Consider the following 26,371-nt stretch of genomic DNA (forward strand, 5'->3'; position numbering starts at 1 on the left):
TTGCGGGGGGGGGGTGGTTTTTTCTTCGGGGGGGGGGGGAAGGGGGGGGGGTTGGGACAAAGAAGAAACAGGGGGGCCCCCCCGGCGCGGCTTGTCCCCTCCCCCCCCACCCCTCTGTGCACTCAGCTGAGGTTGTCGTACCAGAAGAAGATGGTCCGCAGGAGGATGCCCGGGGCGCCGGCGCCGAAGCCCAGGACCATGGCCTGGCCGACCGCGACATCCGTCGGGTCGATGCCTTGGGACCAGGTGACCTTGGCGTCCAGGCCGGGGATCGTACGTCCCGGGGCGTACGACCGGAACGTGCCGTGGGCGTCGGCGATGAGGGTGCCGTTGCGGCGCAGCTCCGCCCGGCGCAGGCCCCTGGGCCGCAGCTCGTAGGTGCGGTCGCCCACCACAGCCGTCCGCGTGCGGTTGCGGGCCCGGCTGGTCGGGATGTTGTGCCCGCCCATGTTCATCGCGCCGTGGTCGCGGTCGGGCACCACCGTGACGGCCGGTATCCCCGCCCCCTGGACGCGCGCGACGACGGACGGCCAGCGGTCGTGACTGATCTGTATCGGCCCGAACGGGCCGTCGATCACTCGCTGTTGGAGCTTGGGCATGCCTGTGCTACTCCCCCTGAACACCTGAACACCGGATATCACACAGCGGAGCCGCCATGACGGCGGCTCCGCTGTGGGCTGGATGACCTTGTCTTAGAAGTCGTCGTCGAACGAGACGGAGCCCTCGACCGCGACCTGGTACGCCGACACCCGGCGCTCGAAGAAGTTGGTCAGCTCCTGGACGTTCTGGAGCTCCATGAACCCGAACGGGTTGGTCGACCCGTACCGGATCGGCATCCCGAGCCGCGCCAGGCGCTGGTCGGCCACGGCCTCCAGGTACTGGCGCATGGAGTCGGTGTTCATGCCGGCCAGACCGTCACCGCACAGGTCCTGGGCGAACTGGAGCTCGGCCGCGACGGCCTCCTCCAGCATCTCGGTGACCTGCTTGGCCATCTCCTCGTCGAAGAGGTCGGGCTCCTCCTCGCGCACGGTGTCCACGACGGACATCGCGAAGTCCATGTGCATGGACTCGTCGCGGAACACCCAGTTGGTGCCGGTGGCCAGACCGTGCAGCAGGCCACGGCTCCGGAACCAGTACACGTACGCGAACGCGCCGTAGAAGAACAGACCCTCGACGCAGGCCGCGAAGCAGATCAGGTTGAGCAGGAACGCCCGCCGGTCCTCCTTGGTCTGCAGCGAGTCGATGTGGTCGACGGCGTTCATGTACTTGAAGCAGAACTGGGCCTTCTGGTGGATGGAGGGGATGTTCTCCACCGCCGCGAAGGCCGCGTTGCGGTCCTCCGGGTCCGGAAGGTAGGTGTCCAGCAGCGTCAGGTAGAACTGGACGTGCACGGCCTCTTCGAACAGCTGCCGCGAGAGGTACAGCCGCGCCTCGGGCGAGTTGATGTGCTTGTAGAGGCTCAGCACCACGTTGTTGGCGACGATCGAGTCACCGGTCGCGAAGAACGCCACCAGGCGGCCGATCAGGTGGCGCTCGCCCTCGCTGAGCTTCGCCAGGTCGGCGACGTCGGAGTGCAGGTCCACCTCCTCGACGGTCCAGGTGTTCTTGATCGCGTCGCGGTACCGGTCGTAGAACGACGGGTAGCGCATCGGGCGCAGGGTCAGCTCGAAGCCGGGGTCGAGCAGCATCTTGCGGTCGTCGGCAGTCATTACTGGCAGGCCTCGCAGGACTCGGGGTTCTCCAGGGAGCAGGCCAGCGCGGCCTCTTCCTCGGGGGTGAGGGTCGGGGTGTTGACCGGCACGGGCGCGGCGGCACGGGCGGTGCCGGAGGCGGCCTGGGCGATCCGGGTCGCGGGGCGCGAGCGCAGGTAGTAGGTGGTCTTGAGACCGACCTTCCACGCGTAGGCGTACATCGAGCTGAGCTTGCCGATGGTCGGCGCCGCCATGAACAGGTTCAGCGACTGGCTCTGGTCCAGGTACGGCATGCGGGCCGCGGCCAGGTCGATCAGGGCGCGCTGCGGCAGCTCCCAGGCGGTGCGGTACAGCGACCGGACCTGCTCCGGCAGCCAACCCAGCTCCTGGACCGAGCCGTTGGCGTCGCGCAGGGCGTCGCGGGTCTGCTGGTCCCAGACGCCGAGCTCCTTGAGCTCGCGCACCAGGTACGGGTTGACCTGGAGGAACTCGCCCGAGAGGGTCTCGCGCTTGAACAGGTTGGACACCTGCGGCTCGATGCACTCGTAGACGCCGGCGATGGAGGCGATGGTCGCGGTCGGGGCGATCGCGAGCAGCAGCGAGTTGCGCAGGCCGGTCTCGGCGATGCGGGCGCGCAGCGCCGTCCAGCGGTCGGTCCACTCCGGGGCGGCGCTCGGGAAGTGGTCGATGTGCAGCTCGCCGCGGGCGGCGCGGGTCTCGCCGTAGGCCTCGTGGCGGCCGAGCTGCTCGGCCAGGTCGGCGGAGCGCTCGTACGCGGTGAGCATGATGCGCTCGGCGATCAGCGTGGACAGGCGGGCGGCCTCGGCGGAGTCGAAGTCGATCCGCAGCTTGAAGAAGACGTCCTGGAGGCCCATCACGCCGAGGCCGACCGGGCGCCAGCGGGAGTTGGACGTACCGGCCTCGGTGGTCGGGTAGAAGTTGATGTCCACCACGCGGTCGAGGAAGGTGACGGCGGTGCGGACGGTGGCGTCGAGGCGCTCCCAGTCCATGGCGCCGAGCAGGTCGTCGGCCGTGGCGCCGGGGGCCACGTGCGCGCCGAGGTTGACCGAGCCGAGGTTGCAGACGGCGGTCTCGGAGTCGTCCGTGACCTCCAGGATCTCGGTGCACAGGTTGGAGGAGTGCACCGTGCGGCCGGGCAGCGCGGTCTGGTTGGCGGCGCGGTTGGAGGCGTCCTTGAAGGTCATCCAGCCGTTGCCGGTCTGCGCGAGGGTGCGCATCATGCGGGCGTAGAGGGTCTGCGCCGGGATGGTGCGGACGGCCTTGCCGGCCAGCTCGGCCTTGCGGTACGCCTCGTCGAACTCGGCGCCCCACAGGTCGACCAGCTCGGGGACGTCGGCGGGGGAGAACAGCGACCAGTCGGCGTTGGCGTTCACGCGGCGCATGAACTCGTCCGGGATCCAGTGGGCCAGATTGAGGTTGTGGGTGCGGCGCGCCTCCTCACCGGTGTTGTCGCGGAGCTCCAGGAACTCCTCGATGTCGGCGTGCCAGGTCTCCAGGTACACGCAGGCCGCGCCCTTGCGGCGGCCGCCCTGGTTGACGGCGGCGACCGAGGAGTCGAGGGTGCGCAGGAACGGGACGATGCCGTTGGACTTGCCGTTGGTGCCGCGGATCAGGCTGCCGCGCGAGCGGATGCGCGAGTAGGACAGGCCGATGCCGCCGGCGTGCTTGGAGAGCCGGGCGATCTGCGCGTAGCGGTTGTAGATCGAGTCCAGGTTGTCCAGCGGCGAGTCCAGCAGGTAGCAGCTGGACATCTGCGGGTGCCGGGTGCCGGAGTTGAAGAGCGTCGGCGAGGAGGTGAGGTACTCCAGACGGCTCATCAGGCCGTACAGCTCGGACACCTCGCGCACCGACTGCTCGGAGTCGCCGACCGCCAGGCCGCAGGCGACGCGGAGCAGGAAGTGCTGCGGGGTCTCGATCACCTTGCGGGTGATCGGGTGGCGCAGCAGGTAGCGGGACTGGACGGTGCGCAGGCCGAAGTACTCGAAGCGGTCGTCGCCCTTGGTGTCGACGAGCGCGTTCAGGGCGTCGGCGTGCTTGGCGACGAAGGCCGCGGTGGTGTCGCCGATCAGGCCCTCGGCGTGGCCGACGGCGATCGAGGCGGAGAAGGAGGTCGAGCCCTGGCTGTTCGCCTCGTCGACGATCTCCAGGGCGAGCAGGCGGGCGGCCAGCTTCGAGTACTGGGGGTCCTCGGCGATCATCGACGCGGCGGCGTCCACGGCCAGCCCGCGCAGCTCGGCGAAGTCCGAGCCGGCGTGGCGGCCGCGCAGCGCGGCGGCGGCGACATGGCCGGGGTCGACCTCGGTGAGGTCGGCGCTGCGGTCGGTGAGCAGCCGCAGGAGAGCACCGCCGGGGTCGGAGACCGTCGGGTCGGTGAAGGCGGTACCGGAGCCCTGGGCGGGCAGGGTGACTGAGGCAGCGGTGGTCAAGGCGCTCTCTCCTGGCGGCGATCGTGCGGCGGTGATCGGGGTCACCCGGGCCGATCTGGGCAGGGGAGCACGGCGCGGACGCAAAGGCGCCGCGCGAGGTGTCTCCCCGGCCCGCCCGCGAGGCCCGGAGGGGTGGTGCTGGGTGCCGGCGCGGCCTCTGCGGGAGGGCCGTGGCGCACGCTGTTCGGCAGGTACTCGGACTCGCGGTACGGCTGCTGGAGCCGCCCGCACACCGCTGCGGGGCAGTCCCGGATTCCCACCGGGTTCCCCTGCATCGACAGCAGAAGCGAGCATACATGTAGTGGTGTCTCCTCGATGCGACACCACATGTAGTGCGGCGTGGTGTGTTGTCGCGATGACGGGTTGTGCCCGGGCCGGTGGCGGTTCGTGGTCGTCCGAGGCCCGGAAGCACGCTCCGGACGTGTCGCGGCCGCCCGCCGGACGCCTCGGATCCGGGTGTCGGACACCCGGGGCCGGCGCGCCGGGCGTCCGGGTTTCGATACGGAACGGTCACCGGGCCGAGGGGCGGTGAGGGTCATGCCCTACGATCTGGGCGCATGAGCGACGGAACTGGTGTACCTGGGCACGGGCCGCAGGGGACGCCTCCCGCCGGGTCGGGGGGCGCACAGAATCAGCAGCCGGTGGGGCCGGGTCCGGTGCCGCCGCCGGGCGGTGGTTTCGGCCCGCCGCCGGCCTCGTACGGACCGGTGGCGCCGGCCGCGCAGCCGTTCTCCCAGCCCGTCCCGCCGGTGCCCCAGCCGGTTCAGCCGCCGGCTCCGCAGCCGCAGTGGCAGCAGCCTCCGCAGCAGCCGGGCCCTCCGCAGCAGCCGGTCGCGCCTCAGCAGCCGGTCCCGCCGCAGCGCGTCGAGCCGGACTGGGCGGCGCTGGCGGACCGCAACGAGGCCGAGGCCAGGCGCAAGCGCCGGGTGAAGATCATCGGCAGCGCGGTGGCCGTCGTCCTGGTGGGCGGTCTGGTCGCGGGTGGAGTGCTGCTGTTCGGCAAGAAGGACGACCCGGCCAAGCCCGGCGGCGGTGCGGTCGCGACCGCACCCGCCTCGGGCAAGCCGACCCCCGGCCCGTCGAACGGCGGCGCGACCCCGGGCGGGCAGCCGGAGGACCCGTCGAAGCCGATCTGGGAGGCCGCCACCGACCCGGCGCCGCAGGATGCGGGGGCCCTGTTCTCCGCGCTGCAGGTGACGGTCAACGGCGTGTCCTGGAACCGGACCGTGGTCTCGCTGGACCAGCCCTGCTGGGACGGCAACTCCACCACCGGCGGGCTCGGCAAGGTCCTCGGGGACCAGGGCTGCCAGAAGGTGCTCCGGGCGACGTACGTCTCCGGCGACAGCGCGGTGACCGTCGGCGTCGCGGTCTTCGACCACAAGATCCAGGCCGAGACGGCGATCAAGAACTACACCGGGCAGCTCAAGGGCCTGCCCGCGCCGGGCGCCCCGGCGTTCTGTGCCAACCCCGGCTGCACCGGCACGCACAGCAGCCTGGGCCGGTACGCCTACTTCACCGTCGAGGGCTCGGCGAAGGGCGGCAACGCCCCTGACGCCACCGCGACGGCGGCGGCTTCCGGGTTCGCCGAGCACGTGAAGGCCCAGTTGCTCCAGCGGGCCAAGGCGGCAGGCTCGGCCACGCCGGGTTCGCAGGGCACGCCGACGGCCGCCGCGACCGGCTGACCCGCTGTGACACCCCGGTCCCGGCGGACCTGTTCGCCGGGACCGGGGGAGTGTGGCAGGCTCTCGTCGGAGTCATTCGTACGCGTGTTCCGGTTGCGTCCGTGGGGGTCGGCGCCGGCGAGAAACCGGAGGAGCGGTCGTGGCCCTGCCCAGAGCCCTGCGCGGTAAGCCGGCCGTCCTGGCCGCGGCCGGTGTCGTGGTCGCCGCCGGCAGTCTCGTGCTGCTGGACCGCGACGACCGGACCGAGGTCGGACTGCCCATTCGGGTGCCGGTGTCGGTCGGCGCCCCCGGCCGCACCCTGCCGCCGGACGTGGGCCGGGACCTGCTGGCCCGGGATCCGCAGGCCTCGCCGAACGCCCGCGCCGTCCAGCAGTTCCTCGCGGACCTGGAGGCCCAGGCCCGCACCGGGCACAGCGGCGGCACGGTGATCGGCCAGCACGTCGAGGCGCACAACGAGCGCAACAACCCCGAGTACGGCGACTACCGGGGCACCAAGCAGGTCGGTTACTACTACAAGAAGGCCGCCGACATCACCGGCCGGCTGCCCGGCTTCATGGAGACCGACCTCGGCCCCGGCTACGGCCAGAACGCCTGGGGCGTCGGCAACCCGCGCTCCTACTCGGCCGGCCGCTGGCCCACCTGCCGCGCCGGCTGGCAGTACACCGACGACGCCGTCGACCTGATGACCGCCGTCTGGTCCGGCCACCCGCGCGCCGACGACGGCACCTACGACGGCTCCGGTGTCCAGCAGAACTGCGACGGCAGCACCACCGCACTGCCGGACAACGGCGGGGCCCCGGCCGGAATCGTCGGCATGTCCTTCCACGAGCCCTATCCCGGGTCCGGCGTCAAGTCCTTCGACCGGGTGCTCTGTTCGAACTCCCCGGCGGCCAAGGACCCGGGCTGGTTCGGCCGGGTCGTGGACGCCGGGGGCGACACCCCCGAGTACCGCGCACTGATCACCGACCTGTCCTACCTGGCCGACCACCTGGAGTACCTGGCCGCCCACGACGTGCCGGTGCTGCTGCGCCCCTACCACGAGATGAACGTCCAGGACTGTGCCAGCCGGTTCTGGTGGGCGGGCCAGAAGCCGGCCGACTACCAGGCGCTGTGGCGGATCACCTACAAGTACCTGGTGGAGACCAGGGGCCTGCACAACCTGCTGTTCGTCTGGACGCCGGTGTCCTGGGACGGCGCCCCGGGCGTGGACCCGTGGGACTACTACCCGGGCTCCCAGTACGTCGACGTGGTGGGGGTGGACGACTACAGCGGCAGCCCGGCGCACCCGATCGGCACCGGCGAGGTGTGGACCAAGCGCTACTACGACGGGCTCGCCGCCTACCACAAGCCGAGGATGCTCGCCGAGTCCTTCGCCGTGCCGGTCAACTCCCGCCAGCCGGACACCCTCAGCCGCACCCCCTGGACGATCTGGACGGTCTGGGGGCAGTCCCTCACCTCCGACAACCTGGCCCCGGACCAGCCGCGGAACTCCGGGGCGGACGTCAACGCCACCTACCACAGCCCGCTGGCGATCACCGGCGGCTCCGGGCCGTCCGGCGGGAGCCTCGACTGGGGCGGGCTGCACGTCCGCTGACCGGTCCGGAGCCGTTGAACCGGCGGAATTCCGGGTCCGTTGTGCCGTGTGGCATCCTGTGGCGGCGAAACCCGAGGGTTCGGCGGACGGTCGGAAGAGGACCGGAGGGGCGGGGTGCGGGGATGACACAGACACGTCCGATACGCGGGGCCGGTGGCCTGGCGGTCGGCTGGGGCGTGGTGCTGCTCGGCTGGGCGGCCTACAACTGCTTCGGGCAGGTCGGCTTCGCGACCTACCTCAAGGGCATCTTCTACTACGGCGGGACCTCGGTGGACGCCGAGACCGGGAGCCTCAACTACGGCCTGCTGTACCTGGCCGCGGGCATCCTGCTGCTGCGCGGGCGCGACTGGGCGCTCGGCGTGGCGGCGGGCGTGGCACTGGTCGAGGGCTACAACCGGGTGCGCAGCCTGACCGGCGCGCTGCTGGACGAACCGCAGCGGCAGTGGTTCACGGGGACGACCGAGGGCGGACTGAAGCTCGCCACCTTCGCGCTCGGTGTGGTCGTCACGGCGACGCTGATCGTGCTGCTCGCCCGCTCCAAGTGGCGGGAGCAGGCGGAGGGCTCTTCGGCCGGGACGGCCTGGCCGCCCGCGCAGAGCGCGGCTCCGGGCGGGCCGCTGCCGGGGCCGTACGGAGTGCCGCAGCCGGGCCAGCTACAGCCCGGGCAACCGCAGCCCGGGTGGCCGGAGCAGCCGCCGGCCCAGCCGGTGTGGTACCAGCAGCCGCAGCCGCAGCCGCAGGCCCAGCCCGCCGCCTGGCCGCCTGCGCCGCCCCAGGCGGTGCCGCCCGCGCCGGGCCCGTACGCCCAGCAGCCGCCCCAGGCGGCGACGTACCAGCCGACCGCGGTCCAGCAGCAGTGGCCCGCCGCCCCGCCCGTACCCGGCCCGCAGGCCCCCGGCCCGCAGGCCCCCGGCCCGGTCGTGCCGCCGCCCGCCGACGCGCCGCCGGCCCAGCGTCCGCCGCAGGCCTGACCGCCCACCGCTCGGCCGCGCTCCCCACCGGAGCCGGACCGACCGGACCGATCGATCGACCGACCGACACCAGACGAGGAACGACTTCCGCCATGACGTCCACAGCCCCTGCGCGGACGGTGCTCACCACGTCCCGCGAGGCCGCCCGGCTCGCCGAGCGACAGATGTCCTGGAAGCCCCGGGTGCTGCCGTTCTACACCGCCTTCGTGATCATCTTCGCCTTCTCGATCTGGGCGTACGTGCCCAACCCGACCCCGCTCGGCTGGGCGATCACCATCCTGTGGGGCATGCCGGTGTTCGGCGTGCTGATCGGTTTCCAGGGGGTACTGATGGTCCGCCGACGGCTGCGGCAGGTGGACCGGATGACCCCGCCCGCGCCGGCCGAGGACGACTTCCTGATCGTGCTGGTGCCGACCATCGGCCGGCACGACACCTACCCGGCGCTGGAGCGCTCGGTGCTCTCGTACGTCGAGCACCTGCCGCCGTACTTCCCCTGGATGAGGGTGGACATCCTCACCGAGGAGGGCTGCGCCGCCGCGGAGAAGATCGACGAGCTGGCCGAACGCCACCCGTTGATCCGGGTGGTGACCGTGCCGAAGGCGTACGAGACGGCCAACGGCACCAAGTTCAAGGCCCGCGCCAACCACTACTCGCACGAGCTGCGGATCGAGGAGGGGGAGGCGCAGGACGACGTCTGGGTGCTGCACATGGACGACGACACCGGTGTCGGGCCGGACACCGCCGCCGCCGTCGCCCAGTTCGTCAACCGGCAGCGCCGGGCCGGGGACGACGCCAAGCACATGGCGCAGGGCATCCTGACGTACCCCCGGGAGAACGCCGTCTCCACCTTCACCTGGCTCGCCGACGCGATCCGCCCGGCCGACGACATCGCCCGCTTCCGGGCGATGACCGGCACCGGCACCCCGATCGCCGGAGTGCACGGCGAGCTGCTGATCGTGCGCTCCTCGGTGGAGGCCACCATCGGTTGGGACTTCGGGCCGAAGACCATCGTCGAGGACGCCCAGATGGCGCTGAACTTCTGCCAGCGCTACCCGGGCCGCAGCGACTGGTTCAACGGGCGCTGCTACGGCGCCTCGCCGGCCGGCGTCAAGGACTTCCTCAAGCAGCGCGAGCGCTGGGCCTGGGGCCTGGTCGCGCTCTGCTTCAACAAGACCATCCCGCTGCGGTACCGGCTGTTCATCGGGATGGGCATGGTCAGCTGGGTGCTCGGCCCGCTGCAGCACGTCGGCCTGGTGCTGCTGGTCGCCTGGTTCACCGGCACCTGGAACACCTCACCGGTCACCCAGTCCGTGGTGCTGCTGTGGGCGATCAACTTCGCCTACGTGATCTGGACCTACTGGGAGGGGCTGCGGCTGAACGTGGTCGCCTCGGCCAACCACCGGCGCAAGTGGTGGGAGCCGATCGTCGTGGTGGCCTGCATCCCGGTGTTCTCCTTCCTGGAGGGCTGGGGCGGGCTGCGGGGGCTGATCAAGTTCCTCAAGCGCGAGGAGAACAAGTTCGTCGTCATCGCCAAGCCGGCCTGATCGGAAGTCACGACCGTTGAAGCGCCCTGCCATCTTCATCCTGCCGACCGTCGTCGTCGCCGTCACCGTGGCGGTCCCCGTGGTGTGGGGAGACCACCCGATCCGGTTCGACCACCAGCGGCCCACCACCGTCCACCTCGCCGCCCCCACCGAGCAGGGCCGGGTCTGGGGCTTCGGCAAGGACACGCCGCCGGTCGAGGACACCGGCCCCAAGGTGGCCCGTCCGTGGAAGAAGGGCAGCCCCGAGTGGGGCGTGCAGGTGTACTGGCTGGACGACCCGGCGGACCCGGACAACTTCGTCCAGGGCAAGGTCGACCGCATCGTCAAGTACGTGGTCGGGCTGAACGCCAACTCCCTGTCGGTGACGTTCCCGTACTACACCACGGGTACCAAGTCGAACGCCGTCGCCGCCCGGCCGACCACGCCCACCCCGGAGCGCCTCGCCCTGCTGCTGGACGCCGCCCACCGGGCGGGTCTGCGCACCACCGTGCGTCCGATCATGGACGAGGACGTGTTCGACTACGTCCACACCCTCAAGTGGCGCGGCAACATCACGCCGACCGACCGGGACGCCTGGTTCGCCAGCTACACCGCCTTCCTGGCGCCGTACCTGAAGACCGCCCAGGAGCACTCCGTGGCGGAGTTCACCCTCGGCACCGAGTTCAACTCGCTGGAGGGCGACCCGCACTGGCAGGGCCTGGTCGACGAGGCCAGGAAGGCCTTCCACGGCGAGCTGGCGTACGACGCGAACTTCGACAACTGGGCCAAGGGCCCGATCGCGGTGCCCGTCGACGCGACGGGCGCGGACGCCTACCCGCCGGCCAAGAACTCCGACGACGACGCCCCGATCGCCGACCTCAAGGCCAGCTGGAACGCCTGGCTCGACAAGCGCAGCACCGGCCCGCAGCCGACCACCAAGCTCACCGAGGTGGGCATCCCGGCGCAGAAGGGCGCGTACAAGACACCCGGTGAGTACTACAAGAAGACCGAGGTGAACGAGGCCGTCCAGGCCACCTGGTTCACCGCGGTCTGCCAGGTCGCCCAGGAGCGCAAGCTGCGCGGGGTGTACTTCTGGTCGCTGTACTTCGGCATCGACCCGACCCTGCCGGTCACCCCGGACACCCCGCGGATGGACTACGCCGGGCGCCCGGGCTCCGAGAAGGCGATCCGCGACTGCTTCGCGCAGACCTACCAGATCCCGCAGCCGTAGCGGGCCCGGCGCAGGTCCGCTACGGCTGGGGATCGGCGCAGGTCCGCTACGGCTGGGGCTCGGCCGGGTGCTCGCCGGCGCCCTGGGTCCCCTTGGCGGTCGGCGTCCGGGTCGGCTTGGCCGGGGTCGGCTTACCTGACGGCCGGGTGCTCGCCGTCGGCGTCGGTGTCGGCGTGGGGGTGGGGGTGGGCGTCGGGGTGGAACTCGGCGCCGCGGTCGGGGTCGGTGCGGGCGCCGACCCGGCCGGGGACTGCGGCTGGGCCCCGGACAGCCCGTCCGCGATCTGCTTCTCCAGCCACGGGGTCACGAACCGCATGCCGGCCGGGGTCAGGTGCACCCCGTCGTTGGCCGGGGTGACCCAGTGGCCGTCCTTGTCCTTCCACACGCAGGTGTCGTACGGGCAGTAGAAGGTGTCGAGGTCGACCAGCCGGACGGTGCCGCCGGCGGCCTTCACGAAGTCGCCGACCTGCTGGTTGAAGCAGGTGCCCCAGGTCTTGCTGATGGCGCCGTTCTCGACGCGCTCGTTCATCAGCAGCACCCGGGCGGCGGGCGCCCGCCGGCGGACCTGCTCGACGGCCTGGGTGAGCTCGGTGCGGTACCGGCTGCGGTAGTCGTCGTCGCAGGGGCTGAGCCAGGTGCCGTCCAGGTACTGCTCGGCGGCGTCCCAGCCGAGGTGGATCACCACGGCCTCCGGCGCGGCGGAGGCGATCTGGCGGTCCCACTCGGCCGCCCGGTTCCGGCAGTCGGAGCTGGTCTCGAACTCCGTCCCGGAGACGGTGCGCACCTTGTCCGGGTCGAACACCCCGCAGCCGCTGATGCCGCCGTCGACCACCCGGTAGCGGTCGCCGTCCCGGTACAGGCCGGTGGCGAGGTCCTGGGCGAAGGAGTCGCCGAGCACCAGGACCAGCGGCTTGCCGCTCGGTCCGGACCGCATGTCGTGGGTGACCCAGGCCGGCAGGTACCAGGCCCCGGCGGTGGCCACCGCGGTGGTGACGGCCAGCAGCGGGATGGCCGGGAAGGCCCGCCAGCGCAGCACCCGCAGCTTCTCGGTCGCGGTGTGCAGCAGCCAGGCCAGCACCCAGGAGACCGGGCCGCCGATCAGCAGCAGCTTCTGCGGCGAGATGTCGTCGACGTAGTGCTGCAGCAGCCAGTACACCGGCAGGTGGAGCAGGTAGAGGCTGTACGAGATGGTGCCGGTGAGCCGCAGCGGCGGAAGTGACAGCAGCCGCACCAGGGGGCCGCGGTCGCGGCAGAGCGAGGCGGTCAGCACGGCGGCGAGCGCCGCGACCAGGGCCAGTCCGCCCTCGTACAGCCAGGGTTCGTGGTAGGTGCCGACGGAAAGGCTGGCCCAGACCAGGCCGCCGAGGGCCGCCGTGCCGACCAGGGTGGGCACGGCGGTGCCGCCGCGGCGGGCCGAACGGGGGGCGTCGGCGGTGGCACGGGCCTTGCGGCGCTGCCACAGGTAGACCCCGAAGGCGGCGGTGGCCCCGGCCGCGAAGCCGACGGCGCGGGTCTCGGTGCCGAGGTAGAGACGGTCGCTGTTGCCGCCGTTCCACATCAGCGGGGCGACGAGCGCGGAGGCCGCGAACAGGACGGCGGTGGCGATGCCGGTGGCGCGCAGCGAGCGGCGGCACAGGCCGAAGACCATCAGGAGCAGCAGCGGCCAGACCGCGTAGAACTGCTCGGTGATGCTGAGTGACCACATGGCCGCCAGCGGGTCGATCGAGGCGAAATGCTGCCAGTAGGCGTCGCCGCGGGACAGCTGGGCCCAGTTGGCGACCTGGGCGAGCGTGGCGAGCGCCTGCGGGCGCAGGTCCCGGACGTCCCGGAGCGGGCTGACCAGGGCGGACAGTCCGACGACCAGGATGATGGTGGCGAGCAGTCCGGGCAGCAGCCGCTTGGCGCGGCGGCGGTAGAAGACCCCGAGTCGGATGCCGTCGGTGCGGTCCAGCTCGCGGATCAGTACCAGGCTGACCAGGAAGCCGGAGAGCACGAAGAAGACGTCCACGCCGAACAGGCCGTTCTGGAACCAGTCGGTGTGGTAGAGCAGCACAGAGGCGATCGCGAGGCCGCGCAGCCCGTCGACCGCCTTGAAACGGACCGAGGGCGGCAGCGGGCCGCGCGGTACGGGGGGCGGCGCGGGGATCGCGTAGCGGCTGGAGGTCGGGGCCTCTATGCCCCGAGCCTCGCGCATGTCCTGGAGCGTCGGGCCGCTTCCGGGCATGCTGAGGCCGGGCCCGTCGTCCATGTGGTGGGTCCCCCCGGTCGATCGACTGTCGCGACGTGTCGAAGACATGTCTTGATCTGTGGTTTATATCAAAAGACGCCTGTTGATCGTCTGCCTGTCACCGGGGTGGGGAGGGGCCGGTGAACCGCTGCTGGGAGCTCAGAACGCCATGGTGTAGACCATCAGGTCCATCCCCGGGTACGGGGCCCAGTCGCGTTCGGGGGTGCGGCGGAAGCCGACCCGCTCGTAGACGCGGTGGGCGGCGGTCATCTCGGGGCGGGTGGAGAAGGCCATGCCGGTCAGGCCGAGTTCGCGGGAGCGGGCGACGCAGGCGCGGACCAGGGCCTCGCCGACGCCGCGGCCGCGGGAGGCGGCGGCGGTGGCGAGCATCCGGATCTCGCCCTCCTGCGGGGTGGCGATGTCGGCCCACTCGGTGCCGCCGACGGCGAAGGTCACGCAGCCGAGGACCTGCTCGTCGGCCCCGTCGACGGCGACCAGGAGCTCGGCCTCGCGGGAGCGCCGCCCGGCGTCGCGGAGCAGCTCGACGTAGCCGCTTGTGGGCTTGGTGTAGCCGTCGCCGACGAAGGCCTCGACGGTGATCCGGCCGGCCTCTTCGAGGTCCTGGGGGAGGGCGTGGCGGATGAGGTAGTCCATCGGGCCAGTGTGCCGGAGCCCGGTACGGCGACCGGCCCGGGGGCCGGGCGGAGCGGCAGGTCAGCGGCGTCGGCGGCGCGGGCCGGGGGCACGGCCGGAGCCGCTGCCGGGGCGCCGTGCAGCCGGTCGGCGCGGTGTGGGTCGGCGGGGTAGCCGCCGGGCCGGTGGTAGTTGTCGCGGCCGGCCGCGGGGCCGCGGGAGAGCTCGCGGCCGATCAGGGTGCCGAGCAGGCCGAAGCCGCCGACCGCGCCGACCAGGGCGAGTGCGCTTGCGAGGGTGCCGGATTCCATGGCCACCACTGTGGCCGGGCGGTGCCGGGGCCGACGAGTGGCAGGAACGCCGGGTTGCCTCGAAATCCTGCCAGCCGGGGGCTTCCCGGCGCCCGGCCCGGCGGGGCATCCTGGGCGGCATGCTGAGGAACGTGGTCGCGGTGGTGCTGGAGGAGGTCCACCCGTTCGAACTGGGCGTGGCCTGCGAGGTGTTCGGCCTGGACCGCACCGCGGACGGGCTGCCCGGCTACGACTTCGCGCTGGCCGGCGCCCACCCCGGGCCGCACGCCACCCACTCCGGGTTCACGGTGGACGTCCCGTACGGCCCGGAGCGGCTGGCCGACGCGGACCTCGCGGTGGTCACCGCCTCGGGGATCCGCGACAGCTACCCGGAGCCGCTGCTGGCGGCGCTGCGCGCGGTGGTGGCGCGCGGCGGCCGGGTGCTGTCCATCTGCAGCGGCGCCTTCGTGCTGGGCGCCGCCGGGCTGCTGGACGGCCGCCGCTCCACCACCCACTGGCGGCACACCGACGACCTGGCCCGCCGCTTCCCGGGGACGGCGGTGCAGCCGGACGTGCTGTACGTGGACGACGACCCGGTGGTCACCTCGGCCGGTACGGCGGCCGGCATCGACGCCTGCCTGCACCTGGTGCGCAAGTTCCAGGGCGCCGAGGTGGCCCGGGGGATCGCCCGCCGGATGGTGGTGGCGCCGCACCGGGAGGGCGGGCAGGCGCAGTTCGTGAACCGCCCGCTGCCGGAGGGCGGCGGCGACTCGCTGGGCCCGCTGCTGGACTGGATGCGCCACCACCCGGACCAGGAGGCGACCGTCGAGCAGCTGGCCGCCCGGGCGCACATGTCGCCGCGCACCTTCGCCCGGCGCTTCCAGCAGGAGACCGGCACCACCCCGCACCGCTGGCTGGTGGGGCAGCGGGTGCTGCTGGCCCAGCGGCTGCTGGAGTCCACCACCGAGTCGGTGGACGCGATCGCGGCCCGCTGCGGCTTCGGCAACGCCGCGGCGCTGCGGCACCACTTCGGGCGCCGGCTGGGCACCACGCCGCTGGCCTACCGCCGCGGCTTCGCGGACCCGGCGGTCGGGCGGTGACCCGACGGCTGGTGGCCCGACGACTGCCGACCCGACGCCTGGCGACCCGTCAGTCGCCCTCGCCCGTCAGGTGGTCGACGGCGTTCCAGCGGTCCGGCCGCAGCCGCCCGTCCTGGGCCCGCCACAGGCTGGTGGAGCAGTTGTGCACCGCCCCGAGTTCGATGAGCTGCTGCTCGGTGAGCCGGTCCAGCGCGTAGCGCAGCATCAGCACCGTGCAGTCGTGGGCGACCAGCAGGACGGGCCGGCCGGCCTCCTCCTCGCAGACGTCCCGCAGCAGGCTGCGCACCCGCAGGGCGACGTCGGCCCAGGACTCGCCGCCGGGCGGGCGGTAGTACAGCTCGCCCATCTTGCGCCGCCGGGCGGCCTCCTCCGGGTGCTTGGCCTCGATGGCGGCCTTGGGCAGCATCTCCAGGATGCCGAGTTCGCGGTCGCGCAGCCGCTCGTCGTAGCGGACGGCCAGGGTGACGGGCACGGCGCCGAGGCCGGCGGCCTGGGCGAGCGCGAGCCGGGCGGTCTCGGCGGTGCGCACGTACGGCGAGCACCAGACGCTGCGCGGGCGGTCGGTGCCGGGCAGGGCGGCCCACCAGCGGCCGAGGGCCTGGGCCTGCCGCTGGCCGCGCAGGGACAGCGGGATGTCGGCGTCCCGGCTGCTGATCGGGACGCTGAGCGCGCCGACGGCCTCGGCCAGCTGGAACTCGACGTTGGCGGTGGACTCGCCGTGCCGGGTGGCGATCAGCACGGACGGCAGCCGGGTGGCCGCCGCCGGGCGGTGGGCGGTGACGTGGGGGTGGTGCTGGTGTTGGGGGTTCTGGTGCTGGGTGGCCTGGTGCTGGGTGGACTGGTGCTGGCCGTTGAGGGTGGTGCCGAGTTCTGCCATGGCCGCGAGCTCCCCGTGGGTCGATCAGGTTCCGGCCGGATGCCGGTCCGGTCTGGTGGTGCCCGGCGTGCACGCCTGTTCATACATATGATCGCGCCGCCTCCTCCAGTGTTCACGGAGAAGGCGGCGCGATCACAGGGCGCGCGCACGGCCAATCAGTGCGCCGCTACGGGCTCCGGCGCGTTCTCCCGCTCGTCGCCGCCGGCCTCGGCGCTGTAGTCGGAGGGCTTGGTCTCGTCCGGGCCGTCGGGCGTCCTGAGCGCCCGCAGCACCAGGGTGAGCACCACCGAGACGATCAGGTTGAGCACGAAGGCGGTCAGGCCGATGTAGCCGATCTCGCCGATGCCGGGGATCTCGGCCGCGTTGCCGCCGAAGTGCTTGGTGGCCGGGCTGGCCAGCCCGTACGCCTGCCAGGTGCCGTAGCCCATGCCCGCCGCCCAGCCGGCGAACAGCGCCCAGTGGTGGAACCAGCGGGTGAACAGGCCGCCGACGATCGCCACGAAGGTCTGCAGGATCCACAGGCCGCCCAGCAGCTGGAGGTTGATCGCGGCCTGCTTGTCCATGCCGAGCACGAAGACTAGCGCGCCGACCTTGACCAGCAGCGAGACCAGCTTGGCGACCCGGGTCTCGTCGGCCGGGGTGGCGGCGGGCTTGAGCCACTCCTTGTAGACGTTGCGGGTGAACAGGTTGGCCGCGGCGATGGACATGATGGCGGCCGGCACCAGCGCGCCGATCCCGATCGCGGCGAAGGCCACGCCGGTGAACCAGTCCGGGAACATGTTCGCGAACAGCTGCGGCACCGAGAGCTGGGCGTTGTAGCCCTTGACGCCGCTGCCCACGCCCGCCGCGATCGCCATGAAGCCGAGCAGCGCCAGCAGCCCGAGCATCAGCGAGTACGCGGGCATGATCGCCATGTTGCGGCGCACGGTGTTGCGGGACTTGGAGGCCAGCACGCCGGTCACCGAGTGCGGGTACATGAACAGCGCCATCGCCGAGCCGATCCCCAGCGTGGCGTACGTCCACTGCTTGTTGTCCGGGAGGGTCAGCCCGCCGGCCTTGGCCTGCTTGAAGTGCGCCGCGGCCGCGTCGAAGATGTGCCCGTAGCCGCCGAGGCGCAGCGGGATGTAGATCACCGCGACGATGATCACGATGTAGACCAGGGCGTCCTTGACGAAGGCGATCAGCGCCGGGGCGCGCAGGCCGGAGGAGTAGGTGTAGGCGGCCAGCACGCCGAAGGCCAGGAACAGCGGCAGGTCCTTGACGAACCAGTTGGCGTCCGCCCCGCCGCCGAGGCCGAGCACGTCCAGCACCGCCTGGATGCCGACCAGTTGCAGGGCGATGTACGGCATGGTGGCCAGGATCCCGGTCAGCGCGATGACCAGGGACAGCGGCCGCGAGCCGTAACGGCCGCGGACGAAGTCGGCCGGGGTGACGTAGCCGTGCACCCGGGAGACCGACCAGAGCCGGGGCAGGAACAGGAAGACCAGCGGGTAGGCGATGATCGTGTACGGCACCGCGAAGAAGCCGGCCGCGCCGGTCGCGTACACCGCGGCCGGGACGGCCACGAAGGTGTAGGCGGTGTAGAGGTCGCCGCCGAGCAGGAACCAGGTCACCCAGGTCCCGAAGCTGCGCCCGCCCAGGCCCCACTCGTCCAGGTGGGCCGCGTCGTCCGCGCGGCGCCAGCGGGAGGCGAGGAAGCCCATCACGGTGACCAGCAGGAAGAACAGCACGAAGACCACGAGGGCCGGCACGTTGACGTCCTTCATCGCGCACCGCCCTTGCGGGCCGCGCTGCGGGCCTTCTCGTCCCGGTTGATCAGCAGGTAGGCGGCGACGGTGAAGACGGCCGACACCGGCACCCAGAGCAGCTGGTACCAGTAGAAGAACGGCATCCCGGCCACCGCCGGGTCGGTCTTGTCGTAGGAGGAGACCCAGAGCATCGCCACGATCGGCACGAGCAGGGCGAGTCCGGCGAGCACCCGCTCGGGGGTCACGGCCGGGACGGGACTCCCGGCCGGCTCGGGCATGACAGCTTCGCTGGGGGCTTGGTCAGACGGCATCTTCTGCTCCGCTCCGGAGGGTTCCGTCGGCGCCGCAGCCCCGGAGGTGCCGGGCACCCCCGTAGCCCGCCGGGCAGCACCATCGGTGATCGGCAGTCAGTACGGCTGCGCAATCTAGAGCATGGGGTGATCCATGTCACCCGATATGACGCAACTTCCCGCCATCCGGACGCGAACGGGCACCGGCGCGCGGGTCGCGCACGCCGGTGCCCGTGGTGAGAGGGGAGGGGCCCACCCGGGGCTCGTGCCCCGGACGGCTGCCTCGGTCCGGGGCTGCCTCGGACGGCCGCCCCGGACCGCTACTCCGGCCGCTGGAGCCGGGTGATGAACTTGTAGCGGTCGCCGCGGTAGATGGAGCGCACCCACTCGACCGGGTCGCCGTCCGCGTCGAAGGAGTGCCGGGAGAGCTGGAGCATCGGCAGGCCCAGGTCGGAGCCGAGCAGGCCGGCCTCCCGCGGGTTGGCGAGGGTGGTCTCGATGGTCTCCTCGGCCTCGGCCACGGTGACCCCGTAGACCTCGCGCAGCGCCGCGTACAGCGAGTTGTGCTTGGCCAGGTTGCGCCGCAGGGCGGGGAAGCGCTTGGCGGAGAGGTGGGCGACCTCGATGGCCATCGGGTCGCCGTTGGCCAGGCGCAGCCGTTCGATCCGCAGCACCCGGCCGCCGGGCTTGATGTCGAGCAGCGGGGCGAGCCGGTCGTCGGCGGTGATGTAGCCGATCTCGATCAGCCGGGAGGTGGGCTCCAGGCCCTGGGCGCGCATGTCCTCCGTGTAGGAGGTGAGTTGCAGCGCCTGGGCGACCTTGGGCTTGGCCACGAAGGTGCCCTTGCCCTGGATGCGCTCCAGTCGGCCCTCGACGACGAGTTCCTGGAGGGCCTGGCGCACGGTGGTGCGCGAGGTGTCGAACTGGGCGGCCAGCGCGCGCTCGGGCGGGACCGGGGTGCCCGCGGGCTGGGTCTCGGTGAGCTGGAGGAGGTGGCGCTTGAGGCCGTAGTACTTGGGGACGCGCGCGGTCGGATCTGCGCCGGTCTGCGTCGGGAGGTTCTTCACCTCGGGGTCGTCGGCCTGGGCGGTGGATCCCCCGTCGCTGCTCATCGGACCTGTTCTCCCGCTTCTCGCGGGGCCTTCTACCGCCCCGCCACATCGTTAACGGACCACATCGTTGCATGTATGGCTACGGAACGAATACCTCATCACGCGATGAACGATGTGCGGTGTCGGCTTGATAACGGGTGGTCGAGATCGGTCGAACAGCCGTTGACAGGCCCATTGGTCTAGGCCAAGCTCCAGGCATCTGGTCTACACCACTAGGCCGGTAACGATGAATCCCCCCACCCGCTCGAAGGGGTCCGCGGCACCTTTCCTCCCGCTTTGCGTGGGTCTGCCGCAGCCGCCCGACGGGGGTAACCCAGGCATCCCTCAGGAGGATGGCGTGAAGCGTCAGCTCATCGCGGCGGTCGGCGTCGCAGCAATGGTCGTCGGTCTCGCGGCCTGTGGCTCGGACGGCAAGAAGGACGACGGCGGTTCCTCGTCCTCCACGTCGGCCGACCGGTACAAGGGCAAGACGCTCAAGGTGTGGACCATGACCGGCTCCGCCCCCAAGGGCTGGACCGACTCGGTCAAGGCCGAGTTCGAGAGCACCTACCCGGGCTCCAAGGTCGACTTCCAGGCCCAGGAGTGGACCGACATCGGCCCGAAGATCACCGCCGCCCTGTCCGAGGGCTCGGTCGACGTCCTGGAGCTGGGCAACACCCAGACCTCCGGCTACGCCGCCACCGGCGGTCTGCTCGACATCACCAAGGACAAGTCCGCGCTGGGTGGCGACGCTTGGGCCGCCAACCAGAACGAGGCCGCGATGCTGGACGGCAAGCAGTACGCCGCCCCGTGGTGGGTCTCCAACCGCGTGGTCGCCTACAACAAGGACCTCTGGAAGGCCGCCGGCCTGACCGACGCGCCGAAGACCCTGGACGAGTTCTACGCCGACCTGGACAAGCTCAAGGCCACCCCGGGCGTCGTCGACCCGATCTACCTGCCGGGCCAGGAGTGGTACACCTACTTCGGTCTGCTCACCGGCGAGGGCGGCAAGATCGCCAAGCAGGAGGGCGGCAAGTGGGTCGGCGGCCTGGAGTCGCCCGAGGCGCAGCGCGCCTTCGAGACCTACAAGACGCTGCAGAGCCACTCGCTCACCGGTCCGAAGGACAAGGACGAGGCCACCCCGCAGCAGAAGGACGTCTTCGCCAAGGGCAACGTCGGCACCATGATCGCCCTCGGCTGGGAGCTCCCGCTGGAGAAGGAGATGCCGAAGGACAAGATCGGCTTCTTCCCGATCCCGGGCAAGACCGCCGACAAGCCCTCCGGCGTCTTCATCGGCGGCTCGAACCTCGCGATCTCCGCGCAGAGCAAGAACACCGCCATGGCGAAGGACTTCCTGAAGATCGCCCTCAACGACAAGAACGAGGGCATGGTCGCCGCGGCCGGCAACATCCCGAACAAGCCGGCGCTGAACAGCCAGCTCACCGGTGACTTCGCGAAGGCCGCCCAGGCCGCCACCGCGGTCGGCGGGATCACCCCGAACACCCCGAACTGGGCCAGCGTCGAGAACACCCCGAACCCGATCAAGGACTTCCTGACCGCGGTCCTCCAGGGCGCCGACTACGCGTCCACCGCGAAGAAGTACGACGACGAGATCGCCAAGCGGCTCAACCAGAAGAACTAGTGCATCGAGCGGCGTCGCTCACCGGCCCCCGGCGGGGGGCCGGTGGGCGGCGCCCGTCCGTCGTGGCCGGGCTGTGAGGAAGTGAGAACGATGGCTGTGCATTCGGACCGGGTGCGGACGCAGTCCCCGGAGTCAGGGGAGGCTGTGGTGGCCGAGATTGACACCAGTGCCGCCGGCGGCGGAGCCAGGGGCACCGCGCCGAAGGGCACCAGACCCGCGAGCGGCCCCGGTCTCGGCGCCCGCTCCGCGCCGTACCTGTTGCTGCTGCCGGCCATCGTGGCGACCATCGTCCTGCTCGGCTGGCCGCTGCTGAAGACCTTCCTGCTGTCGTTCCAGAACCTCAACCGGCGCCAGCTGGTGATGCACCTGACCGAGTGGACCGGCTTCGACAACTACAAGGACCAGCTGAGCGACCCGGAGTTCTGGTCGGTCACCGGTCGCACCGTCGTCTTCACCCTGGTCAACGTGGTGCTGATCATGGTCGGCGGCACCCTGGTCGGCCTGCTGCTCAACCACCTCGGCAAGAAGATGCGCCTGGCGCTGTCGATCGCCCTGCTGATGGCCTGGGCGATGCCCGTGGTCGCCGCCACCACCGTCTACACCTGGCTGTTCGACGAGCAGTGGGGCGTCGTCAACTGGGGCCTGGACAAGCTCGGTTGGCACTCGATGGCGAACTACAACTGGATGAGCGACGAGTACTCGACCTTCTTCGTCGTCATCCTGCTGATCGTCTGGCAGTCCATCCCCTTCGTGGCGTTCAACATGTACGCCGGCCTGACCACCATCTCCAAGGAGCTCTACGAGGCCGCCCGGATGGACGGCGCCGGCTCCTCGAAGATCTTCAGCTCGGTGATCTTCCCGAACCTGAAGCCCTTCTTCCTGGCCACGACCTTCCTGGAGGTCATCTGGGTGTTCAAGTCCTTCACCCAGATCTACGCGATCAACGGCGGCGGCCCCGAGAAGCTCACCCGGACCCTGCCCGTGCACGCCTTCCTGGAGGGCCAGGGCAGCCAGCACTACGGCGTCGGCGCCGCGATCGCGGTGCTCACCATCCTGATGCTGGGCGTCCTGATGGCCTACTACTTCCGCATCGTGATCAAGCAGGAGGACGAGCTGTGAGGCGCTCTCTCTTCGGACGTACCTGGCCGAACGTGATCGCGGTCGTCCTCGTCGTCTTCTTCATCTTCCCCGTCTACTGGATGATCGCGACCGCGTTCAAGCAGAACCGCGACATCATCAGCAAGACGCCGGTCTTCCTGCCCCTCGACGCGACCTTCGAGCACTTCACCACCGCGGTGGACGCGCCGAACTTCTGGACGTACGTCACCAACAGCATCACCGTCACCGTCGGCGCGGTGCTGATCTCGCTGGTGATCGCGACCCTGGCGTCCTTCGCCGTCGCCCGGATGAAGTTCCGCGGCCGCAAGAGCTTCGTGCTGGTCATCATGCTGGCCCAGATGGCGCCCTGGGAGGTCATGACCGTCGGCGCCTACATGATCACCCGCGACAACGACATGCTGAACAGCCTGCTGCCGTTGACGTTCTTCTACATGATGATGATCCTGCCCTTCACCATCTGGACGCTGCGCGGCTTCATCGCCGCGGTGCCGAAGGAGCTGGAGGAGTCGGCCATGGTGGACGGCTGCACCCGCACCCAGGCCTTCGTGAAGGTGATCTTCCCGCTGCTGGCCCCGGGCCTGATGTCGACCTCGCTGTTCGGCTTCATCACGGCCTGGAACGAGTTCCCGCTCGTCCTGTGGCTGAACAAGGAGCAGGGCAAGACCCTCCCGCTCTGGCTGACCTCCTTCAAGACGGCCTTCGGCAACGACTGGGGCGCCACCATGGCGGCCTCCACGATGTTCGCCGTCCCCGTGCTGATCCTGTTCGTCTTCCTCCAGCGCAAGGCGGTCGGTGGTCTGACCGACGGCGCCGTGAAGGGCTGAGCCACCGTGAGCATCCTCGTACCCACCGCCCCGGACAGCGACCAGCTCCACCGGGACGCCCTGACCGTCCTCCAGCCCGGCTTCGTCGGCACCGAGCCGCCCGCCTGGCTGCGCCGCCACCTGGCCGCCGGGCTCGGCTCGGTCGCGCTGTTCGACCGCAACGTGGTCGACCTCGACCAGCTGTCCGCCCTCACCGGCGCGCTGCGCGCGGAGAACCCCGACCTCCTGATCGCGATCGACGAGGAGAGCGGCGACGTCACCCGCCTGGAGGCCGGCTCCGGCTCGTCCTGGCCGGGCAACCTCGCCCTCGGCGCGATCGACGACCCGGCGCTGACCAGGGACGTCGCCCGCGAGCTGGGCCGGGCGCTGGCCGCGGCCGGCGTCAACTACAACTGGGCGCCCACCGCGGACGTCAACTCCAACCCGCGCAACCCGGTCATCGGCGTGCGCTCCTTCGGCGCCGACCCCGAGCTGTGCGCCCGGCACACCGCCGCCTGGGTGGAGGGCCTGCAGTCGGCCGGTGTGGCCGCCTGCTCCAAGCACTTCCCCGGCCACGGCGACACCGCGGTGGACTCGCACCACGGCCTGCCGGTGATCGACGTCGACCTGGACGTGCTGCGCACCCGCGACCTGATCCCGTTCCAGGCCGCGATCGCGGCCGGCACCAAGGCCGTGATGACCGCCCACATCATGGTCCCGGCGCTGGACCCGAAGCTGCCCGCGACCTTGAGCCCGACCGTGCTGCGCGACCTGCTGCGCGCCGCCCCGGCCGACGGCGGCCTCGGCTACCAGGGCCTGATCGTCAGCGACGCGATCGAGATGGGCGCCATCGCCGACACCTTCGGGATGGGCGAGGGCACCGTGCTGGCGCTGGCGGCCGGCGCGGACGCGATCTGCGTCGGCGGCGGGCTGGCCGACGAGGAGACCGTGCTGATGCTGCGCGACGCCATCGTGGCGGGCGTGCGCTCCGGCCGGCTCACCGAGGAGCGGCTGGCGGACGCCGCCGACCGGGTCCGGGCGCTGGGCAGCTGGGGCCGGATCGCGGCCCAGGGTGAGCAGGCCGAGCCGGACCTCGCGGTGGGCCTGCGGGCCGCGCGCCGGGCGCTCAAGGTGGTCCGGGCGCCGGGCCGCGAGGTGCTGCCGGTGAGCGAGCGCCCGTACGTGGCCTCGTTCTCGGACGAGCCGAACATCGCGGTCGGCGACGTGACCCCGTGGGGCGTGGCCGGCATGCTGGCCGACCGCTTCCCGGGCACCCGCACCCGTGCGGTGTCCGCGGCCGAGGCCGCGCCGGAGCTGCTGGAGGCCCTGGTCGCCGAGCTGGTGGCGGGGGCGCAGGGCCGCCGCCTGGTGCTGGTGGTCCGGGACGCCCACCGGCATGCCTGGATGGCCGCCGCGCTGGCCCGTCTGGTGGCGGCCCGGCCGGACGCCGCGGTGGTGGAGATGGGGCTGCCCCAGTCCGAGCCGGTCGGCGCGCTGTACATCGCCACCCACGGCGCCGCCCGGGTCTGCGGGCTGGCGGCCGTGGAGGTGCTCACCGGGCAGCCGGGAGCGGTCGGCTGAGACCGTACGGACGCCGCCGGCCGCAGCCGGGGGCGTCCGCCGACGGGCCCGTCATGCGCATGTCGCATGGCGGGCCCGTCGCGTTTCCCCGGTGTCGACCCGGGCGTCCGCCGAATGACCGTGCTCCCTCAAGACAGCCTTAAATCCACCTTAAGTCCCACTGAGGGTGATGACCCGACGACTGATCGCCACGCGGTACAACGGGTCGGCAACAGCCTTGGTAACAAGGCCTGTTGGCCGTTGACACCACAGTTGGTCTAGGCCAGAGTCCATGCAACCGGTTCGAAATCGAACTCACCGGTTGTGGTATCGCGCCCTCCTCGAAGCTCTTCGCCGCCCCCGCCAGGACTCTCCGCCGCGGGCGCCAATCACGCTGTCGGCGGGCACCACCGTTCTTGGACAACCCTCGGAGGATGGCGTGAAGAAGCGTCAGCTCGTTTCGACGCTCGGGATCGTGGCGCTGGCCGTCGCACTGACAGCCTGTTCCTCGACCGGATCACCCTCGGGCGACGGCCGGAGCTCCGCCGCGGATCCGAAGGCCGCCGCCGGCACCGTCACCGTCTGGCTGATGGACGACGCCCAGAAGAACTGGCCGGACCTGGTCCAGCGGGTCAACGACGAGTTCGCGGCGAAGTACCCCAAGGTCGCCCTCAAGCTGGTCTACCAGGGCTGGGCCGACAAGGTCGGCAAGCTCGACAAGGCGATCGCCGACGGCAACGCCCCCGACGTGGTCGAACTCGGCAACACCGAGACGATGAAGTACGTGCTCTCCGGCGCGCTGGCCCCGGTGGACCGCACCACCTTCGACAACTCCGACAGCTGGATCAAGGCGCTCGCCAACACCTGCACCTACCAGGACAAGCTGTGGTGCGTGCCCTACTACGCGGGCGCCCGGGTCGCGGTCTACAACTCCACCGTCTTCCAACAGGCCACCGGCAGCGGGGAGTTCCCCAAGACCGAGGGCGAGCTGATGACCGCCCTGGACAAGATCGCGGACAGGAGCAGATCGGACCGCACCTTCTCCCCGCTCTACCTGCCCGGGCCGTACTGGTACGCCGCGATGAGCTACGTGGCCGCGTACGGCGGCAGCATCGCCAAGTTCGACAGCTCCGGCAACTGGCACGGCACCCTGCACGACGCCAAGTCCCAGCAGGGCATCAGCCACTTCGTGGACCTCGTCCGCAAGTACAACAAGGGCGACCTGACGCAGAACGAGCAGAACCAGTTCGAGGCGATGGCGCGCGGGCACGCCGCGTCCTTCTACGGCAACGGCTTCGAGGCCGCCAGCGTGATCGCGCCGGTCACCGGCGACTCGGGCCTCAAGGACAGCGTCAAGGTCGCCACCATGCCCGGCCCGGACGGCAAGCCGCTGCCCACCTTCATCGGCGGCTCCGACCTCGCCGTCACCGCCAAGTCCCAGCAGGCGGCGCCGGCCGCCGACTGGATCCGGATGTTCACCAGTACCAAGTCCGAACAGGCGCTGGCCGACAAGGACATCCTGCCGAACAACCTCAACCAGCTGAACCCGTTGAAGAACAAGCCCAACACCGCCGCCGCGGCCAACGCCGTCCCGGACGCCTGGTTCACCCCGCTCGCCCCCGGCTGGGGCGCGGTCGAGAAGCAGAAGATCATCCCCGACATGCTGACCGCGATCCTCAAGGGCAAGTCCGTCGACCAGGCCACCAAGGACGCCGACGCGGCGATCGACCAGCTGATCAACAACCCGTCCTGACACCCGGTCCGCCCGCCGCCCCCGCCCGCCCCCGTCCAGCCTCCGGTTCGGGGGTGCCGCGGCGGGGGCCCACTCGTAGGATTGCCCAGCAGGAATCGC

At 71.3% G+C, this 26,371-nt stretch carries 20 protein-coding genes and 1 riboswitch; of the genes, 11 read left to right on the forward strand and 9 right to left on the reverse strand.

Annotated elements, in window-relative coordinates; genetic code table 11:
* Positions 1-122: 122 nt before the first annotated feature.
* The 3 genes from ACZ4W5_RS03375 to ACZ4W5_RS03385 form a co-directional block, all read right to left on the reverse strand.
* Positions 123-599 (reverse strand): hypothetical protein, encoded by a 477-nt coding sequence (locus ACZ4W5_RS03375; protein WP_465652492.1) that lies wholly within the window; start codon positions 597-599, stop codon positions 123-125.
* A 93-nt stretch (positions 600-692) separates the two neighbouring features.
* Positions 693-1,709, reverse strand: coding sequence for a ribonucleotide-diphosphate reductase subunit beta (locus ACZ4W5_RS03380; RefSeq protein ID WP_360233383.1), 1,017 nt, complete (start codon positions 1,707-1,709; stop codon positions 693-695).
* Positions 1,709-4,114, reverse strand: coding sequence for a ribonucleoside-diphosphate reductase subunit alpha (locus tag ACZ4W5_RS03385; protein ID WP_465652604.1), 2,406 nt, complete (start codon positions 4,112-4,114; stop codon positions 1,709-1,711). The genes ACZ4W5_RS03380 and ACZ4W5_RS03385 overlap by 1 nt, the downstream gene beginning before the upstream one ends.
* 193 nt (positions 4,115-4,307) lie before the next feature.
* A riboswitch (cobalamin riboswitch) is annotated at positions 4,308-4,448 on the reverse strand.
* Positions 4,449-4,887: 439 nt separating this feature from the next.
* Between ACZ4W5_RS03385 and ACZ4W5_RS03390 the strand changes: the two genes are divergently transcribed.
* The 5 genes from ACZ4W5_RS03390 (at position 4,888) to ACZ4W5_RS03410 (ending at position 11,139) form a co-directional block, all read left to right on the forward strand.
* Positions 4,888-5,820, forward strand: coding sequence for a hypothetical protein (locus tag ACZ4W5_RS03390; RefSeq protein WP_465652494.1), 933 nt, complete (start codon positions 4,888-4,890; stop codon positions 5,818-5,820).
* A gap of 139 nt (positions 5,821-5,959) precedes the next feature.
* Positions 5,960-7,414, forward strand: a complete 1,455-nt coding sequence (locus ACZ4W5_RS03395; protein WP_360233389.1) for a glycoside hydrolase family 26 protein — start codon at positions 5,960-5,962, stop codon at positions 7,412-7,414.
* 122 nt (positions 7,415-7,536) lie between these two features.
* A complete protein-coding gene (locus ACZ4W5_RS03400) occupies positions 7,537-8,385 on the forward strand; it encodes a hypothetical protein (RefSeq protein ID WP_465652497.1) in 849 nt (282 codons plus the stop codon).
* Between the two features lie 92 nt (positions 8,386-8,477).
* Positions 8,478-9,929: a glycosyltransferase family 2 protein gene (locus ACZ4W5_RS03405; RefSeq protein ID WP_360233395.1), complete on the forward strand. Its 1,452-nt coding sequence runs from the start codon at positions 8,478-8,480 to the stop codon at positions 9,927-9,929.
* Positions 9,930-9,945: 16 nt separating this feature from the next.
* Entirely contained in the window at positions 9,946-11,139 is a 1,194-nt protein-coding gene (locus ACZ4W5_RS03410) for a glycoside hydrolase family 113 (protein ID WP_465652499.1), read from the forward strand.
* A gap of 46 nt (positions 11,140-11,185) precedes the next feature.
* Here ACZ4W5_RS03410 and ACZ4W5_RS03415 read toward each other — a convergent pair whose 3' ends face one another.
* Both ACZ4W5_RS03415 and ACZ4W5_RS03420 read right to left on the reverse strand, forming a co-directional pair.
* Positions 11,186-13,333 (reverse strand): DUF459 domain-containing protein, encoded by a 2,148-nt coding sequence (locus tag ACZ4W5_RS03415; protein WP_465652501.1) that lies wholly within the window; start codon positions 13,331-13,333, stop codon positions 11,186-11,188.
* A gap of 192 nt (positions 13,334-13,525) precedes the next feature.
* A complete protein-coding gene (locus ACZ4W5_RS03420) occupies positions 13,526-14,020 on the reverse strand; it encodes a GNAT family N-acetyltransferase (RefSeq protein WP_465652503.1) in 495 nt (164 codons plus the stop codon).
* Between the two features lie 409 nt (positions 14,021-14,429).
* Here ACZ4W5_RS03420 and ACZ4W5_RS03425 point away from each other — a divergent pair, with 409 nt between their 5' ends.
* Positions 14,430-15,389 carry a helix-turn-helix domain-containing protein gene (locus ACZ4W5_RS03425; protein ID WP_465652505.1) on the forward strand — a complete coding sequence of 320 codons (960 nt, stop codon included), beginning with the start codon at positions 14,430-14,432 and terminating at the stop codon, positions 15,387-15,389.
* A gap of 49 nt (positions 15,390-15,438) precedes the next feature.
* Here the strand turns inward: ACZ4W5_RS03425 and ACZ4W5_RS03430 are convergent, their stop codons facing one another.
* The 4 genes from ACZ4W5_RS03430 to ACZ4W5_RS03445 all read right to left on the reverse strand — a co-directional run bounded on the left by ACZ4W5_RS03430 (position 15,439) and on the right by ACZ4W5_RS03445 (position 19,416).
* Positions 15,439-16,266 (reverse strand): histidine phosphatase family protein, encoded by an 828-nt coding sequence (locus ACZ4W5_RS03430; RefSeq protein WP_465652507.1) that lies wholly within the window; start codon positions 16,264-16,266, stop codon positions 15,439-15,441.
* 155 nt (positions 16,267-16,421) lie between these two features.
* The gene (mctP, locus tag ACZ4W5_RS03435; RefSeq protein WP_360233413.1) at positions 16,422-18,032 is read right to left on the reverse strand and encodes a monocarboxylate uptake permease MctP; all 1,611 of its coding nucleotides are present in this window, start codon (positions 18,030-18,032) and stop codon (positions 16,422-16,424) included.
* Positions 18,029-18,325: a DUF3311 domain-containing protein gene (locus tag ACZ4W5_RS03440; RefSeq protein ID WP_402481312.1), complete on the reverse strand. Its 297-nt coding sequence runs from the start codon at positions 18,323-18,325 to the stop codon at positions 18,029-18,031. Before ACZ4W5_RS03440 ends, mctP begins: the two co-directional genes overlap by 4 nt.
* 299 nt (positions 18,326-18,624) lie before the next feature.
* On the reverse strand, positions 18,625-19,416 hold the full coding sequence (locus ACZ4W5_RS03445) for a GntR family transcriptional regulator (RefSeq protein WP_360233419.1): 792 nt from the start codon (positions 19,414-19,416) through the stop codon (positions 18,625-18,627).
* Between the two features lie 337 nt (positions 19,417-19,753).
* Between ACZ4W5_RS03445 and ACZ4W5_RS03450 the strand changes: the two genes are divergently transcribed.
* The 5 genes from ACZ4W5_RS03450 (at position 19,754) to ACZ4W5_RS03470 (ending at position 26,272) form a co-directional block, all read left to right on the forward strand.
* Positions 19,754-21,037, forward strand: a complete 1,284-nt coding sequence (locus tag ACZ4W5_RS03450) for an extracellular solute-binding protein (RefSeq protein ID WP_360233422.1) — start codon at positions 19,754-19,756, stop codon at positions 21,035-21,037.
* 90 nt (positions 21,038-21,127) lie between these two features.
* Entirely contained in the window at positions 21,128-22,156 is a 1,029-nt protein-coding gene (locus tag ACZ4W5_RS03455; protein ID WP_465652510.1) for a carbohydrate ABC transporter permease, read from the forward strand.
* Positions 22,153-22,980: a carbohydrate ABC transporter permease gene (locus tag ACZ4W5_RS03460; protein WP_360233428.1), complete on the forward strand. Its 828-nt coding sequence runs from the start codon at positions 22,153-22,155 to the stop codon at positions 22,978-22,980. The genes ACZ4W5_RS03455 and ACZ4W5_RS03460 overlap by 4 nt, the downstream gene beginning before the upstream one ends.
* A 6-nt stretch (positions 22,981-22,986) precedes the next feature.
* Positions 22,987-24,540 (forward strand): glycoside hydrolase family 3 protein, encoded by a 1,554-nt coding sequence (locus tag ACZ4W5_RS03465; protein ID WP_360233431.1) that lies wholly within the window; start codon positions 22,987-22,989, stop codon positions 24,538-24,540.
* A 418-nt stretch (positions 24,541-24,958) separates the two neighbouring features.
* Positions 24,959-26,272 (forward strand): extracellular solute-binding protein, encoded by a 1,314-nt coding sequence (locus ACZ4W5_RS03470; protein WP_465652512.1) that lies wholly within the window; start codon positions 24,959-24,961, stop codon positions 26,270-26,272.
* The last annotated feature ends 99 nt before the right edge of the window (positions 26,273-26,371 follow it).

Source organism: Kitasatospora sp. NPDC029367, assembly GCF_055569135.1.

Coding starts and splice junctions, on each gene's coding strand:
- ACZ4W5_RS03440 (WP_402481312.1), bottom strand. CDS start 18,325: ATGCCGTCTGACCAAGCCCCCAGCGAAGCTGTCATGCCCGAGCCGGCC.
- ACZ4W5_RS03400 (WP_465652497.1), top strand. CDS start 7,537: ATGACACAGACACGTCCGATACGCGGGGCCGGTGGCCTGGCGGTCGGC.
- ACZ4W5_RS03380 (WP_360233383.1), bottom strand. CDS start 1,709: ATGACTGCCGACGACCGCAAGATGCTGCTCGACCCCGGCTTCGAGCTG.
- ACZ4W5_RS03455 (WP_465652510.1), top strand. CDS start 21,128: ATGGCTGTGCATTCGGACCGGGTGCGGACGCAGTCCCCGGAGTCAGGG.
- ACZ4W5_RS03445 (WP_360233419.1), bottom strand. CDS start 19,416: ATGAGCAGCGACGGGGGATCCACCGCCCAGGCCGACGACCCCGAGGTG.
- ACZ4W5_RS03430 (WP_465652507.1), bottom strand. CDS start 16,266: ATGGCAGAACTCGGCACCACCCTCAACGGCCAGCACCAGTCCACCCAG.
- ACZ4W5_RS03375 (WP_465652492.1), bottom strand. CDS start 599: ATGCCCAAGCTCCAACAGCGAGTGATCGACGGCCCGTTCGGGCCGATA.
- ACZ4W5_RS03420 (WP_465652503.1), bottom strand. CDS start 14,020: ATGGACTACCTCATCCGCCACGCCCTCCCCCAGGACCTCGAAGAGGCC.
- ACZ4W5_RS03405 (WP_360233395.1), top strand. CDS start 8,478: ATGACGTCCACAGCCCCTGCGCGGACGGTGCTCACCACGTCCCGCGAG.
- mctP (WP_360233413.1), bottom strand. CDS start 18,032: ATGAAGGACGTCAACGTGCCGGCCCTCGTGGTCTTCGTGCTGTTCTTC.
- ACZ4W5_RS03415 (WP_465652501.1), bottom strand. CDS start 13,333: ATGCGCGAGGCTCGGGGCATAGAGGCCCCGACCTCCAGCCGCTACGCG.
- ACZ4W5_RS03425 (WP_465652505.1), top strand. CDS start 14,430: ATGCTGAGGAACGTGGTCGCGGTGGTGCTGGAGGAGGTCCACCCGTTC.